This window comes from Bacillus sp. FSL K6-1106, assembly GCF_038005245.1.
Taxonomy (GTDB): Bacteria; Bacillota; Bacilli; order Bacillales; family Bacillaceae; genus Bacillus; species Bacillus altitudinis.
Genome location: NZ_JBBOSV010000001.1, coordinates 1,228,575 through 1,243,060, shown reverse-complemented (window position 1 = coordinate 1,243,060; position 14,486 = coordinate 1,228,575). Strand labels below are relative to the sequence as shown.

The following is a 14,486-nucleotide window of genomic DNA, read 5'->3' as shown; positions in this document are numbered from 1 at the left end:
CGATAGATGAAGGAGGGAGCACCGATTGAGCTGGACAGGAATCGTATTATTCATACAACTGTTCTTTGGTATCGTCATCGGGTTGTACTTTTGGAACTTACTGAAAAATCAGCGCACACAAAAGGTGACGATCGATAAAGAATCAAAGAAAGAAATGGAAGCACTCAGAAAGATGCGATCCATTAAACTGAGTGAACCTTTATCAGAGAGAGTCCGGCCAAAGGGGTTTCAAGATATTGTAGGGCAGGAAGACGGTATACGTGCACTTAAAGCTGCCCTGTGTGGACCGAACCCGCAACATGTCATCGTCTACGGGCCGCCTGGTGTTGGAAAAACAGCTGCTGCCCGTCTAGTGATGGAAGAGGCGAAGCGTCACGCTGATTCACCATTTAAAAAAGATGCAGTATTTGTTGAGCTTGATGCCACAACGGCAAGATTTGATGAACGAGGCATCGCAGACCCTTTGATTGGTTCCGTACATGATCCCATTTATCAAGGAGCAGGGGCCATGGGACAGGCCGGCATTCCGCAGCCGAAACAAGGAGCGGTCACACATGCTCATGGTGGCGTTCTCTTTATCGATGAAATTGGAGAACTGCATCCGATTCAAATGAACAAAATGCTCAAAGTGCTAGAAGATCGAAAAGTGTTTTTAGATAGTGCTTATTACAGTGAAGAAAATACGCAGATCCCGAATCACATCCATGATATTTTTCAAAATGGGTTGCCCGCTGATTTTCGACTGATTGGCGCCACGACAAGAACACCGGACGAAATTCCGCCGGCTATTCGATCAAGATGTTTGGAGATTTTCTTCAAGGATTTGGATCAGCATGAGCTGAAAATTGTTGCAGCTAAAGCAGTCGAGAAAATACAGAAGGAATTAAGTGATGAAGGGCTGAACCTGTTAACATCCTATGTGAAAAATGGACGTGAAGCGGTCAACATGGTACAGATTGCCGCAGGTATGGCTGTCACTGAAAACCGAAAGGATATTACGATTGCCGATGTAGAATGGGTCATTCATTCAAGCCAGCTGACACCAAGATATGAACAAAAAGTACCGGAAAAGCCAAAAGTAGGAGTAGTAAATGGTCTTGCCGTGTATGGACCGAACAGCGGGGCTCTGCTTGAAATTGAAGTGAACATTTGTAAAGCGCTTGAAAAAGGCAGTATCAATATTACTGGTATTGCGGAAGAAGAAAGCATCGGCAATCAGTCGAAATCGATCAGACGGAAAAGTATGGCGAAGGGCTCAGTTGAAAATGTCTTAACCGTGCTTCGAAACTTAGGCATACGAACAAATGAATATGATATCCACATTAATTTTCCGGCTGGTGCCCCGATTGATGGGCCATCTGCTGGAATTGCGATGGCCACAGCCATTTTCTCAGCCATTCATCAAATTCCGATTGATCATTTAACGGCGATGACCGGTGAGATTGGATTACAAGGTCAGGTGAAGCCGATCGGCGGTGTCATACCAAAAATCAAGGCAGCCAAACAAGCGGGTGTCAAAACAGTGATCATCCCTTATGACAATCAGCAGTCGATCTTAAAAGAGATTGAAGGGGTTACGATTGTGCCTGTGAAGCACTTCCAAGAAGTGCTGGATCAGTGTTTGGTCAATCCGCCAGATGAGAAGAAAGATGGACTAGAAGAAGAAATGAAAAGGAAATCTGTTTAATCCCCATCTCATATGGGGATTTTTTAGTGAAATAGATCTTTTTTTCTTTTTCAAGATAAAAAGAAAGGGTATACTACGGTAAGATCATCATTTCTCAAGTCTTTTACATTGTACAAGACTGAAACAGGTATATTATAATGATTCATACTAGTGACGGAGGTGTCTATCAACATGGCAGATGAAATCAAAAAGAATGTTCCGCTCCTTCCACTGCGAGGCTTGCTTGTTTATCCAACAATGGTCTTGCATTTGGACGTTGGGCGCGAAAAGTCTGTTCAAGCATTAGAACAGGCGATGATGAACGATCATATGATTTTTCTAGCAACACAGCGGGAAATTTCAATAGATGAACCAGGTGAAGAGGAAATTTTCAAAGTTGGCACCTACACAAAAATTAAACAAATGCTGAAGCTGCCAAATGGAACGATCCGTGTGCTCGTCGAAGGCTTAAATCGAGCGCAGATCGAATCCTACATGGAGCTAGAAGACTATACGTCAGTCGATATTAAAGAGTTGACAGAAGAAGAGTTAAAGGACGCAGAAGCAGAAGCACTCATGCGCACTTTGTTAGATCACTTTGATCAGTACATAAAAATTTCAAAAAAAATCTCAGCTGAAACATATGCAACGGTGACGGATATTGAAGAACCTGGAAGAATGGCGGATATCGTCGCTTCCCACCTTCCTTTGAAATTAAAAGACAAGCAAGAAGTGCTGGAAACAGTCGATGTCAAAAAACGGTTGAATCGGGTCATCAGTCTCATTCACAATGAAAAAGAAGTGCTAGAGATTGAAAAGAAAATTGGCCAGCGTGTCAAACGTTCAATGGAGCGAACGCAAAAAGAATATTATTTGCGCGAACAAATGAAAGCTATTCAAAAAGAGCTTGGAGACAAAGAGGGGAAAACAGGCGAAGTCAGTACGCTTATGGCTAAAATTGAAGAGTCCGGCATGCCAGATTCCGTTCGTGAAACGGCTTTAAAAGAACTGAACCGTTATGAAAAAATCCCTTCAAGCTCTGCTGAGAGTTCTGTCATTCGCAATTATATTGATTGGCTGATCAATCTGCCGTGGGGCACTTATACAGAAGATCGTCTAGATTTAAAGCTTGCAAGCGAAATTTTAGATGACGAGCACCACGGGCTTGAAAAAGTAAAAGAGCGGGTACTCGAATATCTTGCTGTTCAGAAACTGACAAATTCATTAAAGGGACCGATTCTTTGCTTGGCAGGACCTCCTGGGGTAGGGAAGACGTCACTTGCTAAATCCATTGCCAAATCACTCGATCGAAAGTTTATCCGTATCTCTCTTGGCGGTGTACGTGATGAATCTGAGATCCGTGGTCATCGAAGAACTTATGTAGGTGCGATGCCGGGCCGTATCATTCGCGGGATGAGCAAGGCGGGCACGATGAATCCGGTCTTTCTTTTAGATGAAATTGATAAAATGTCTTCTGACTTTAGAGGAGATCCGTCTTCTGCGATGCTTGAGGTGTTAGATCCAGAGCAAAATCATAACTTTAGCGATCATTATATTGAAGAGACATTTGATTTGTCTCAAGTTTTATTTATCGCAACTGCCAACAATTTAGCAACCATTCCAGGTCCACTTCGTGATAGAATGGAGATTATCACGATTGCAGGGTATACGGAAGTTGAAAAAGCAGAAATTGTGAAAGATCACCTTCTGCCGAAGCAGCTAAAGGAGCACGGATTAAAGAAAGGGAACTTGCAGCTTCGTGAAGCAGCGATTTACGATATGATTCGCTATTACACAAGAGAAGCAGGAGTCCGCGGATTAGAGCGTCAGCTTGCGGCGATTTGCCGAAAAGCGGCAAGAGCAATTGTGGCTGAAGACCGCAAACGCATCACAGTGACGGAAAAGAACTTATCTGAATTCCTCGGAAAAAGACTTTACCGTTATGGTCAGGCGGAAACGACAGATCAGGTCGGCGTTGTCACAGGGCTTGCATATACCACAGTTGGCGGAGACACTTTGTCCATCGAGGTCTCACTCTCACCGGGTAAAGGCAAGCTTTTGCTAACAGGTAAGCTCGGTGATGTCATGAGAGAATCTGCGCAGGCGGCATTCAGTTATATTCGTTCAAAAGCAGATGAACTGAACATTGATCCTCAATTTAATGAAAAGCACGATATTCATATCCATGTTCCAGAGGGTGCGGTTCCAAAGGACGGGCCATCAGCTGGTATTACCATTGCGACGGCTCTTGTATCAGCACTCACAGGACGTCCTGTTTCAAAAGAGGTTGGCATGACAGGAGAAATTACGTTAAGAGGAAGAGTGCTTCCGATTGGCGGATTAAAAGAAAAAGCATTAGGCGCACATCGTGCAGGACTGAAAACGATTATTCTTCCAAAGGACAATGAGAAGGATATTGATGATATTCCTGAAAGTGTGAGAGAAGGATTAACTTTTATTCCGGTTTCACATTTAGATGAGGTGCTTGAGAAAGCGTTAGTAGGAGAGGGAAGATGAAAGTAACAAAATCAGATATCGTCATTAGTGCGGTGAAACCAGAGCAGTACCCGAGCGGGGGACTGCCTGAGATCGCACTTGCTGGACGGTCAAATGTTGGAAAGTCCTCGTTCATTAACTCATTGATTAATCGGAAAAATTTAGCGCGTACGTCTTCTAAACCAGGAAAGACCCAGACGCTTAATTTTTACATTATTAATGATATGCTCCACTTTGTGGACGTCCCAGGTTATGGCTTTGCAAAAGTATCAAAAACAGAGCGCGAAGCATGGGGGAGAATGATCGAAACGTATATTACAATGCGTGAAGAGTTAAAAGCAGTCGTCCAAATTGTGGATCTGCGTCATAAGCCATCCGCAGATGATGTGAACATGTATGAATTCCTTAAATACTATGGAGTTCCTGTGATCATTATTGCGACAAAGGCCGATAAAATTCCAAAAGGCAAATGGGAAAAGCATGCGAAAGTCGTCAAACAGACACTCGACATCGACCCATCAGATGAATTAATCCTTTTCTCTTCTGAAACAAAAAAGGGAAAAGATGAAGCCTGGAATGCGATTCTTGCGAAGATTAACAGTTAAAAGAAAGGCATCTGCACAAAGCAGATGCCTCAGCGTGAAGACAAACCCTCGCATTCGTTGTCAGTCCTGCGCGCTGGTGCTCACGAATGTCAAATTCGCTCCGCGCCAGTACTCGTCCTTCCTAGACTGCAAAGGTTTTCTATCACGCTGAAAAGAAGACAAATGGCTAAAATCAAGTTCATTTTAGCCATTTATCAACATTCTAAGGCATCTGCACATAGCAGATGCCTTTTTATTGTATAAGTTATTTCCTTTTTAAAAATAATAAGAGGAGACTGACGGCAATCAATACATATGGCCAGTACAATTCAAAACCGGAAGTAGGGATCGAAAGTGTGCTAAGTTGCTTCGTAATTTGTTGAAAGAAATAAAGGAATAGACCGAGTGCAATGAGAACAACACTTTCTATTCGATATTCCTTTTTCTGTGATGATTTCATCAAAAGTGCGAGGCCGACGATGAACACAATCATCGTAAATGTATCTGGCCAGTGTTCTAATGTCGGCTGAAGGATAAAGTGTAGCGCAAGGCCTGTCATGAGCATACCGATAAACACATGAGAGGTTTCCTGTTCCTTCTTTCCTTGATATAAGAAAGCAAGGCCAAAAAGCAGTACAAGTGTATACCATTTCTCCTGATCTTTCCAAATGTCAAATTGATCTCCTGAGAGAATGGCATATAGTGCTACAGCCAGCAAAGTGAGCGGCAGCAAAATAGATTTCTTCTTCAAAGATGTCACCTTCTTATAAGCAGATCATTTGTCCGCACGCGCCAAATCTGGTAAATTGCTTGAAGTGATGATATGGCATTCGATGTCGAACATTTTTCTACTATATCACAACATTTTTGAAATCTGTTCACAATTTTTATCCAGTTAAAAATGAATATATGTTATAATCATTATAAATAATAAATTCTATATTGTAATTATTATAAATTAGACAGGGCGTTGGGGGTGCAAGCTGAAGTTATGCATATTCTTGTTGTGGGTTTAGATTATAAAACAGCCCCTGTTGAGATACGGGAACAGCTGAGCTTTGAACCGAGCGAGCTCGGAACAGCGATGTCCAAGCTTAAAGAAGAAAAAAGCATTCTAGAGAATATCGTCATCTCAACATGTAATCGAACAGAGATCTACGCAGTTGTAGATCAGCTTCATACTGGTCGGTTTTATATAAAAAGATTTTTAGCAGATTGGTTCGGTTTAGAAAAAGAAGATGTCTCTCCATATTTGAAGTTTTATGAAAATGATGGAGCGGTTGAGCATTTATTCCGGGTTGCCTGTGGACTTGATTCTATGGTCATTGGTGAAACACAAATACTCGGTCAAGTGCGCTCAAGCTTTAAAGTCGCTCAAGAGGAGAAGACCATTGGTACCGTTTTCAATTATTTGTTTAAGCAGGCGGTAACAGTTGCGAAGCGCTCTCATGCGGAAACAGATATTGCGTCTAATGCTGTATCTGTCAGCTATGCGGCAGTGGAACTTGCCAAAAAAATCTTTGGACGTCTTTCTGATAAACATGTCCTTATTCTTGGTGCGGGTAAAATGGGCGAGCTGGCGGCTCAAAACCTTCAAGGTCAAGGGATTGGCCAGGTAACAGTCATCAATCGAACGTTTGAAAAGGCCAAAGAACTGGCCGGCCGTTTTTCAGGAGAGCCTAAGAGCTTGAATCAATTAGAAAAGACATTATCTGAAGCAGATATTTTAATTAGCTCTACTGGGGCTAAACAATTTGTGATTACAAAAGAAATGGTCGAAAAAGCGAACAAACAGAGAAAAGGCAGACCTCTATTCATGGTGGATATTGCAGTACCACGTGATTTAGATCCAGCTATTTCTGAAGTAGAAGGTGCTTTTTTGTATGACATTGATGACCTTGAGGGCATTGTGGCAGCTAACCTGAAAGAGCGACGTGCAGTAGCTGAAGAGGTGGAGCTTCTCATCGAAGCTGAAATTGTGGAATTTAAGCAATGGCTTAATACGCTCGGAGTGGTTCCTGTAATTTCTGCTTTAAGAGAAAAAGCACTCTCGATTCAAGCGGATACGATGCAAAGCATCGAACGAAAGCTTCCAAACCTCACAAATCGTGAAATGAAGCTGTTAAATAAACATACGAAAAGCATCATCAATCAAATGCTGAAAGATCCTATCTTAAAGGCCAAAGAAATTGCCGGGGAGCCGAATGCAGAGGAAAAACTTTTACTCTTTAAAGAAATCTTTGATTTACAGGTTGAAGATGAAGAGCAAAAGGCAGAGCCGATGCAGGTGGAGCAAGGGGCGTTTCAGCTGTTTAAAACAAATATGGCACAAGGCCTTGCTACAGTTGCCAGTGAGTGATTAGGCGATGATGGAATCCATTGTAGCGAGACTAGGTGAAGCGACGACCTTGATCTATGCACTCAGTGTCTTGTTCTATTTCATAGATTTTCTTCAACACAACCGGAAGGCTGGAAAAATGGCTTTCTGGTTGCTTTCTATTGTCTGGCTGCTGCAAACAGTCTACATGTTTTATATTATGATGGAAACAGACCGATTCCCTGTGTTGAATGTAGCAGAGGGGTTATATTTTTATACGTGGGTGCTTGTGACATTGTCACTTGTTTTGACAAAAGTATTACGCGTTGAATTTATTGTCTTTTTTACAAATGTGATTGGTTTTTCCATGATGGCGATTCACACCTTTACACCATCCGATCTTCATTCTGCCGAACTGACGGGAAAGCTGACGAGTGAGCTACTCGTCATTCATATTACGATGGCCATTTTATCATACGGCGCTTTTTCACTTTCATTTGCTTTTTCACTACTCTACCTATTTCAATATCGTTTGCTGAAAAAGAAAAAATGGGGAAAATGGCTTTTGAGAATTGAAGACTTATCAAAGCTTGATCATATGGCGTATGTCTTAAATATTATTGGCGTGCCGATGCTCTTGCTTAGTTTAATTCTTGGCATTATATGGGCATATATTTCGTATGATACGTTGTACTGGACAGATGCAAAGGTGCTCGGTTCGTTTATTATGCTGTTTTTATACGGCTTTTACTTATACATTAGACTGGTGAGAAATATGCAGGGCAAAATCGTGGCGCGATGGAATGTCGCTTCATTTCTTGTGCTGATGATCAATTATTTTCTGCTTGGTAGCTTATCAACCTTTCATTGGTTTCAATAATGATGAGTCTTAAGGGCATTGTCGGGAGGAAGACGTAATGCGTACAATTAAAGTAGGTTCTAGACGAAGTAAACTTGCGATTACACAAACAAAATGGGTCATTCAAAAGTTGTCTGAACTAAACCCTTCTTATTCTTTTGAAATTAAAGAGATTGTGACAAAGGGTGATCAAATTTTAGATGTGACCTTATCAAAGGTTGGCGGAAAAGGTCTGTTTGTTAAAGAGATTGAACAGGCAATGCTGAACCATGATATCGATATGGCAGTACACAGCATGAAAGATATGCCGGCCTCTCTTCCGGAAGGTTTAGTCATCGGCTGTATTCCTGAGCGTGAAGATGTGCGGGATGCATTGATTTCAAAGGATCATCTCCGTCTTCATGAACTGCCAAAGGGAGCGGTTGTGGGAACGAGCAGCTTACGGCGCAGTGCCCAGCTTCTTCAGGAGAGACCAGATCTTGAGATTAAATGGATCCGTGGAAACATTGATACGAGACTTGAAAAACTGAAAAATGAAGAATATGATGCGATTATTCTAGCGGCTGCCGGATTGTCTAGAATGGGCTGGAGTCAAGAAGTCGTGTCGGAATTTTTATCTCCTGATACTTGCCTTCCTGCTGTAGGGCAGGGCGCATTGTCGATAGAATGCCGGGGAGATGACGAAGAGCTATTGCACCTGTTAGCTCAATTCACAAATGAGTATACAAAGAAAACGGTCCTTGCTGAAAGAGCTTTCCTTCAACAAATGGATGGAAGCTGTCAAGTGCCGATCGCTGGTTACGCAACGATGAATGAGCGTGATGAAATTGAATTGACAGGTCTTGTGGCATCTGCGGATGGGCATACGATTATTCGAGAAACCGTAACAGGTACTGACCCTGAGACAATCGGAACAGCATGTGCGAAGCAGATGGCTGATAAGGGAGCAAAGGATTTGATCGACAAGGTGAAAAAGGATCTGTCTTCCCAATGACGATAGCCAAATCGCTTTACGGACAGACGGTGCTTGTCACTCGAAATGAACGTCAAGCGGGTGCGTTTCAGCAGAAAATTGAAGCGCTGAACGGCCATGCTGTTTTAACCTCTCTTATCAGGTTTGAGCCAACGCTGACAAAAGAAAAAGCGAAGGCATTTTTAGAAGACTTAGAAGCAAGCCATTGGCTTGTGTTTACAAGTGTAAATGGTGCGTCTTTTTTTCTCAGTTATATAGAGAAGCATCAATTACATCAAAGCTTATCCCACTTGAAAGTGGCGGCCGTAGGTGAAAAAACATCTGCCTATCTGATGCAGCACGGCTTAAAAGTGGATGTGGTTCCAGAACGTTTTATAGCAGAAGAACTGGCAGATGCTTTAATTGAACATGTACACCCAGAAGAATGTGTCTTTGTAGCAAAAGGTCACCTGTCACGAGATGTGGTGAAGAATACCCTCGTTCCGCTTGGCATTGACGTAAAAGAGTGGATTATATATGAAACAGTGAAGGATGAGGACGGAATTATCGCACTCAAGTCGGCAATGATGGAGCAATCATTTGATTTTATTACATTTACAAGCTCCTCCACTGTTCATTCTTTTATGCACGCCATGGAGGCTGATATCGATAGAGTAGCTGCATCAGACACATGTTTTGTGAGCATCGGTCCTCTTACACAAGAGGCACTGCTTCAATACGGGATTTCTTCTGAAACCCCAGATACTTATACGATAGACGGGATGCTTGATTTGATGTGCCGTTTATCTGAAAGGAAGTTGAACCAATGATGAAATTTAACAGACACCGCAGATTGCGTACAAGCGCAGGAATGAGAGAATTGGTGAGAGAAACATTTTTAAGACCCTCTGATTTCATTTATCCCATCTTTTTTGTAGAGGGAGAGAATGTCCGGAAAGAAGTCCCTTCAATGCCGGGTGTCTATCACATTTCAGTTGATCTTGTGAAAGAAGAAGTCCAAGAGCTTGTTGACCTTGGGATTAAATCTATCATTGTTTTTGGGGTACCAGACCATAAAGACCATGTAGGCAGTGAAGCTTATCACGATCACGGGATTGTTCAAAGAGCAACGCTTGAAATCAAAAAGCATTTCCCTGAGCTTGTGGTCATTGCTGATACTTGCTTATGCCAATATACAGATCACGGACATTGCGGAATCGTTGAAGATGGAGAAATTTTAAATGATGAATCTCTTCAGCTCTTAGCGAAAACCGCTGTCAGTCAGGCTCGTGCAGGTGCAGATATCATTGCTCCATCAAACATGATGGATGGCTTTGTTATCGCAATTCGTGAGGCGCTTGATGAGGCCGGCTTTGTTCATGTGCCTGTGATGTCATATGCTGTGAAATATGCAAGTGCTTTTTACGGTCCGTTTCGTGATGCGGCGCATAGCACACCGCAGTTTGGAGATCGTAAAACGTATCAAATGGACCCTGCAAACCGCTTAGAAGCACTGAGAGAAGCGCAGTCTGATGTAGAAGAAGGCGCTGACTTCCTGATCGTGAAGCCGTCACTTTCATACTTAGATATCATGCGTGATGTGAAAAATGAATTTACACTTCCTGTTGTTGCGTACAATGTGAGCGGAGAGTATGCAATGGTGAAAGCAGCAGCTCAAAATGGCTGGATTTCTGAAAAAGAGCTTGTTCTTGAAATGCTGACTAGCATGAAACGTGCAGGCGCAGAATTAATCATTACGTATCATGCAAAAGATGCAGCGAAATGGCTCTCAGAATAAAGAACGGATAGACAGGAGGACATTGAAATGGGACGTAGCTATGAAAAGTCAAAGCAAGCATTTAAAGAAGCGCAGCAGTTAATGCCGGGTGGTGTGAACAGCCCTGTGCGCGCATTTAAATCAGTCAATACAGACCCGATTTTTATGGAACGAGGCAAAGGCGCAAAAATATACGATATTGACGGAAATGAATATATTGATTACGTCTTATCGTGGGGACCGCTTATTTTAGGTCATACGAATGACCGTGTGGTTGAAAGTATTCAGCGAGTAGCTGAACATGGTACAAGCTTCGGTGCTTCTACTTTAGTTGAAAATGAATTAGCTAAGCTTGTATCAGAACGAGTTCCTTCTATTGAGGTCATTCGTATGGTCAGCTCTGGAACAGAGGCGACGATGAGTGCGCTTCGTCTAGCACGTGGTTTTACAGGCAGAAACAAAATTGTGAAATTTGAAGGCTGTTATCATGGCCACGGTGATTCTTTGCTCATTAAAGCTGGTTCGGGTGTGGCAACGCTTGGACTTCCGGATAGCCCTGGTGTCCCTGAAGGTACAGCAAGCAATACGATCACCGTTCCATACAATGATTTAGAAAGCATCAAAGTCGCTTTTCAAGAATTTGGAGACGACATTGCAGGTGTCATTGTAGAACCAGTTGCAGGAAATATGGGGGTTGTCCCTCCGCAAGAAGGTTTCTTGCAAGGATTGAGAGACATCACAGAGGAATATGGCTCTTTACTCATTTTTGATGAGGTCATGACAGGCTTCCGTGTGGATTATCATTGTGCACAAGGCTATTTTGGCATTACGCCTGATCTGACATGTCTTGGTAAAGTCATCGGAGGCGGCCTGCCAGTGGGCGCTTATGGCGGTAGAGCGGACATTATGAGACAAATTGCGCCAAGCGGCCCGATTTATCAAGCAGGAACGTTATCCGGTAACCCGCTTGCGATGACAGCAGGTCTTGAAACATTAAAACAGCTGACACCTGAGTCTTATGAAGAGTTTAGACGCAAAGGAGATCGTTTGGAAGAAGGCATTTCAAAAGCGGCGAAAGCACATGGGATTCCATTAACATTTAACCGTGCCGGTTCCATGATCGGATTCTTCTTTACAAACGAACAAGTCGTCAATTACGATACAGCGAAAACAGCTGACCTCGCTTTATTCGCTGAATTCTACAAGGAAATGGCTGATCACGGCATCTTCCTTCCACCTTCACAATTCGAAGGGCTGTTCCTCTCAACTGCTCATACGGATGAAGACATCGAGTATACAATTGAGACAGTTGAAAAGGTATTTCAAAAATTAGCTCAGTAACCAAAAGCCGATATGGAGACATATCGGCTTTTTGCTTTGCATAAAACCAATCATATTTTCACCGCCTTCTTCATACACCTGTATTGACATCTAATTTTATTTTGAAGGATTAGATGAAAGGAGGACACCGACTTGTCTCAAAACAATCGATTACAGTTTTCGGTAGAAGAGTCCATTTATTTCAAAAACGGACAGGAAGTCAGTGAGCTACTGTCAATTTCTCTCGATCCTGACATTCTCGTTCAAGAAGTGAATGATTATGTTTCCATTAGAGGTTCACTCGAGCTAACAGGAGAATACAACATAAATCAAGAGGAGCTAATGGGTGAATCCAGTTCCTATGCATCATACAGGCAGGCTGATGAGGTGAAGGTAAGAGAGGATGGAACAGCGGAGCTGCTGCATCAATTTCCGGTGGATATCACGATCCCCAAGAACAAAATTAGTCATTTAAATGATGTATTTGTGTTTATTGATGCATTTGATTACCAGCTGACAGAAAGCCGTTTGCTCACGATTCAGGCTGATTTGGCCATTGAAGGTCTGTTAGATGAAGGAACGCCTGAACCACTTGTAGAAGAGCCATATGAATTTGTCCATCGTGCTGAAGAGGAATATGGCGATGTCACCTATGAATATCAGGCGCAGCCTGAATATGAAGAGCAAGAAATGCTGCCACGTGAAGAGCATGAAGAAAATGCAGAACAGCAGGCCGCTTTGCAACATGAAGCGCGAACTGAACAAGAAGAGGATGAAATAGACATCGAGACGGTGATGGTGGAAGAAGCAGAAGAAGAAGAGGAGGAATACGAGGAAGAAGAAGCCGTGGCGCTTGGGTATCGTTCCTTCCCAGAAGCTCAAGTGCAAGAGCCGCCATTCTTTGACCCGCCTAAGCTGCTAGAAGAAGAGGCGCGGGATGAGACGTTCTTTGAGGTGGAAGTGAGGAAAGACCCTGAAGCAGAGAGCAAGGAGGAAGAAGAAGAGCCGCCAGCTTATCCAGCCTTTGAATCACCTGCTTATCAGATGGAACAGACGCAGGAAGAGCGGGATGACAGCTATCAGTTCGAACGATTATATGAACGTGAAGTACCAAAGGTGTATGAATCAGCTCAAGAAGCTGAGGAGTTTGAACATGACCAGAGAGAAGCGTCTGGCAGTGAGAATTCTCTTTATTTAACGAAGCTGTTCGCTAAGCAGGAGGAGGAAGATTTTTCTCGCATGAAAATATGTATAGTTCAGCAAGAAGATACGGTCGATCGTATTTGTGAGCGATATCAGTTGAATGTGCAGCAGCTCCTTCGAACGAATTCATTGTCGGTGGATGCAGAGCTTGAAGAAGGGCAGATTCTTTATATTCCTGAATATCAAAAAAGTAACGCATAGTATGAGATGATGGACCGAGAAAATGTGGTGAGAGAACGTGGATGAAATCCAATCTGTCCTATACGAATACGGGCTTGAGGCTGAATATATCGAACCTGTCAGTCCAGCTGTCGTTAGAGTGTATACAAAGCAGGGCGTATTTGCACTAAAGCGGGTAAAGCCCCATCGACACATGCAGTTTACAGAGCAAATGCTTGAACTAGAATCAAAAGGCTATCGCTCGTTTGTGCCGATTTATCGCACGAAGAGCGGTTCCTTTTTCTCTAATCATCGAGAAAGCCAGTACACGTATTATCTCATGCCATGGCTGACCAATGAAAAGAGAGAAGAGCAGGACGATAAACATGAATATTTATTTCAAGAGATTGCAAGACTTCATAAACGAACAGAAGTTATGATGGACATTACTGAGCAGGAAATAGAGGCTCACTACACCCAAATGAAAAGCAAATGGGAAACAGAGAAAGACATGTATGAACGATTTATCGAGCGGGCAGAACAAACATGGTATATGTCGCCATTTGAGCTGGCTGCTGCTATGTATTTTTCAGAAGCGATGTCTGCAAGTGAATTTGCACTTGAACGTTTAGAGGATTGGCATGAGGAAATGAAAGACCAAGAGACGACACGTATTGTGTTAAACCATGGGCAATTGTCAATCCATCATTTTTTGTACAATGATGTAGGTACAGGACATTTCACCAATTTTGAGAGGTCCAAAAAGGCTGCCCCCATTTATGACCTTTTGACCTTTTACTATCGCACATTCAAAACCTACCCTACTCCTTGTCCTGAATGCACATCTTTGTTTTATACGTATCAAAAGGGAAATCCACTTCGTGAGGAAGAGATTCATTTGTTCTTGAGCTACCTCGCTTATCCGCAGGGTTTGTTTGATACGGTGAAAGCCTATGAAGCAGGCGGACAGGATGAGATGGAAAGTTGTCAGGAGCTGTTAAGGGCGTATTGGCAAATGAAAAATTCTGAGCCGACCGTCATGAAAATACACGAAATTGAGCAGGCTAGACGCCTTGAAGAAGAACAAAATGCCTCGTCATCAGAAGAGTGACGAGGTTGTTTGCTGTTGCGCTATGAAATGTCTAACGAGGGA

General features: G+C 42.8%; 11 protein-coding genes and 1 pseudogene. 11 read left to right on the top strand and 1 reads right to left on the bottom strand.

Features of this window, described 5'->3' with window-relative positions:
* The first annotated feature begins 25 nt into the window (after positions 1–25).
* The 3 genes from lonB to yihA all read left to right on the top strand — a co-directional run bounded on the left by lonB (position 26) and on the right by yihA (position 4,767).
* Positions 26–1,687, top strand: coding sequence for an ATP-dependent protease LonB (gene lonB, locus MHI20_RS06515; RefSeq protein WP_007501566.1), 1,662 nt, complete (start codon positions 26–28; stop codon positions 1,685–1,687).
* A 171-nt stretch (positions 1,688–1,858) separates the two neighbouring features.
* Positions 1,859–4,183, top strand: coding sequence for an endopeptidase La (gene lon / locus MHI20_RS06510; protein WP_007501564.1), 2,325 nt, complete (start codon positions 1,859–1,861; stop codon positions 4,181–4,183).
* On the top strand, positions 4,180–4,767 hold the full coding sequence (yihA, locus tag MHI20_RS06505; RefSeq protein WP_007501562.1) for a ribosome biogenesis GTP-binding protein YihA/YsxC: 588 nt from the start codon (positions 4,180–4,182) through the stop codon (positions 4,765–4,767). Before lon ends, yihA begins: the two co-directional genes overlap by 4 nt.
* Positions 4,768–5,011: 244 nt before the next feature.
* Here the strand turns inward: yihA and MHI20_RS06500 are convergent, their stop codons facing one another.
* Positions 5,012–5,497, bottom strand: a complete 486-nt coding sequence (locus tag MHI20_RS06500) for a hypothetical protein (protein WP_135009361.1) — start codon at positions 5,495–5,497, stop codon at positions 5,012–5,014.
* Positions 5,498–5,737: 240 nt separating this feature from the next.
* Between MHI20_RS06500 and hemA the strand changes: the two genes are divergently transcribed.
* From hemA to ysxE, 8 genes and pseudogenes are all read left to right on the top strand, one after another.
* Positions 5,738–7,105: a glutamyl-tRNA reductase gene (gene hemA / locus MHI20_RS06495; RefSeq protein ID WP_024718410.1), complete on the top strand. Its 1,368-nt coding sequence runs from the start codon at positions 5,738–5,740 to the stop codon at positions 7,103–7,105.
* A gap of 7 nt (positions 7,106–7,112) precedes the next feature.
* Positions 7,113–7,943 carry a cytochrome c biogenesis protein gene (locus MHI20_RS06490; RefSeq protein WP_007501558.1) on the top strand — a complete coding sequence of 277 codons (831 nt, stop codon included), beginning with the start codon at positions 7,113–7,115 and terminating at the stop codon, positions 7,941–7,943.
* Between the two features lie 37 nt (positions 7,944–7,980).
* Positions 7,981–8,916, top strand: coding sequence for a hydroxymethylbilane synthase (hemC, locus tag MHI20_RS06485; protein ID WP_340937255.1), 936 nt, complete (start codon positions 7,981–7,983; stop codon positions 8,914–8,916).
* Positions 8,913–9,704, top strand: a complete 792-nt coding sequence (locus MHI20_RS06480; RefSeq protein WP_340937253.1) for a uroporphyrinogen-III synthase — start codon at positions 8,913–8,915, stop codon at positions 9,702–9,704. Before hemC ends, MHI20_RS06480 begins: the two co-directional genes overlap by 4 nt.
* Positions 9,701–10,672 (top strand): porphobilinogen synthase, encoded by a 972-nt coding sequence (gene hemB, locus MHI20_RS06475; RefSeq protein WP_007501555.1) that lies wholly within the window; start codon positions 9,701–9,703, stop codon positions 10,670–10,672. Before MHI20_RS06480 ends, hemB begins: the two co-directional genes overlap by 4 nt.
* Before the next feature lie 27 nt (positions 10,673–10,699).
* Positions 10,700–11,992, top strand: coding sequence for a glutamate-1-semialdehyde 2,1-aminomutase (gene hemL, locus MHI20_RS06470; protein WP_249855670.1), 1,293 nt, complete (start codon positions 10,700–10,702; stop codon positions 11,990–11,992).
* A gap of 132 nt (positions 11,993–12,124) precedes the next feature.
* Positions 12,125–12,604: pseudogene (locus MHI20_RS19195) on the top strand (LysM peptidoglycan-binding domain-containing protein); the annotation flags it as partial.
* A gap of 808 nt (positions 12,605–13,412) precedes the next feature.
* On the top strand, positions 13,413–14,444 hold the full coding sequence (gene ysxE, locus MHI20_RS06460) for a spore coat protein YsxE (protein ID WP_338705671.1): 1,032 nt from the start codon (positions 13,413–13,415) through the stop codon (positions 14,442–14,444).
* Positions 14,445–14,486: the final 42 nt, after the last annotated feature.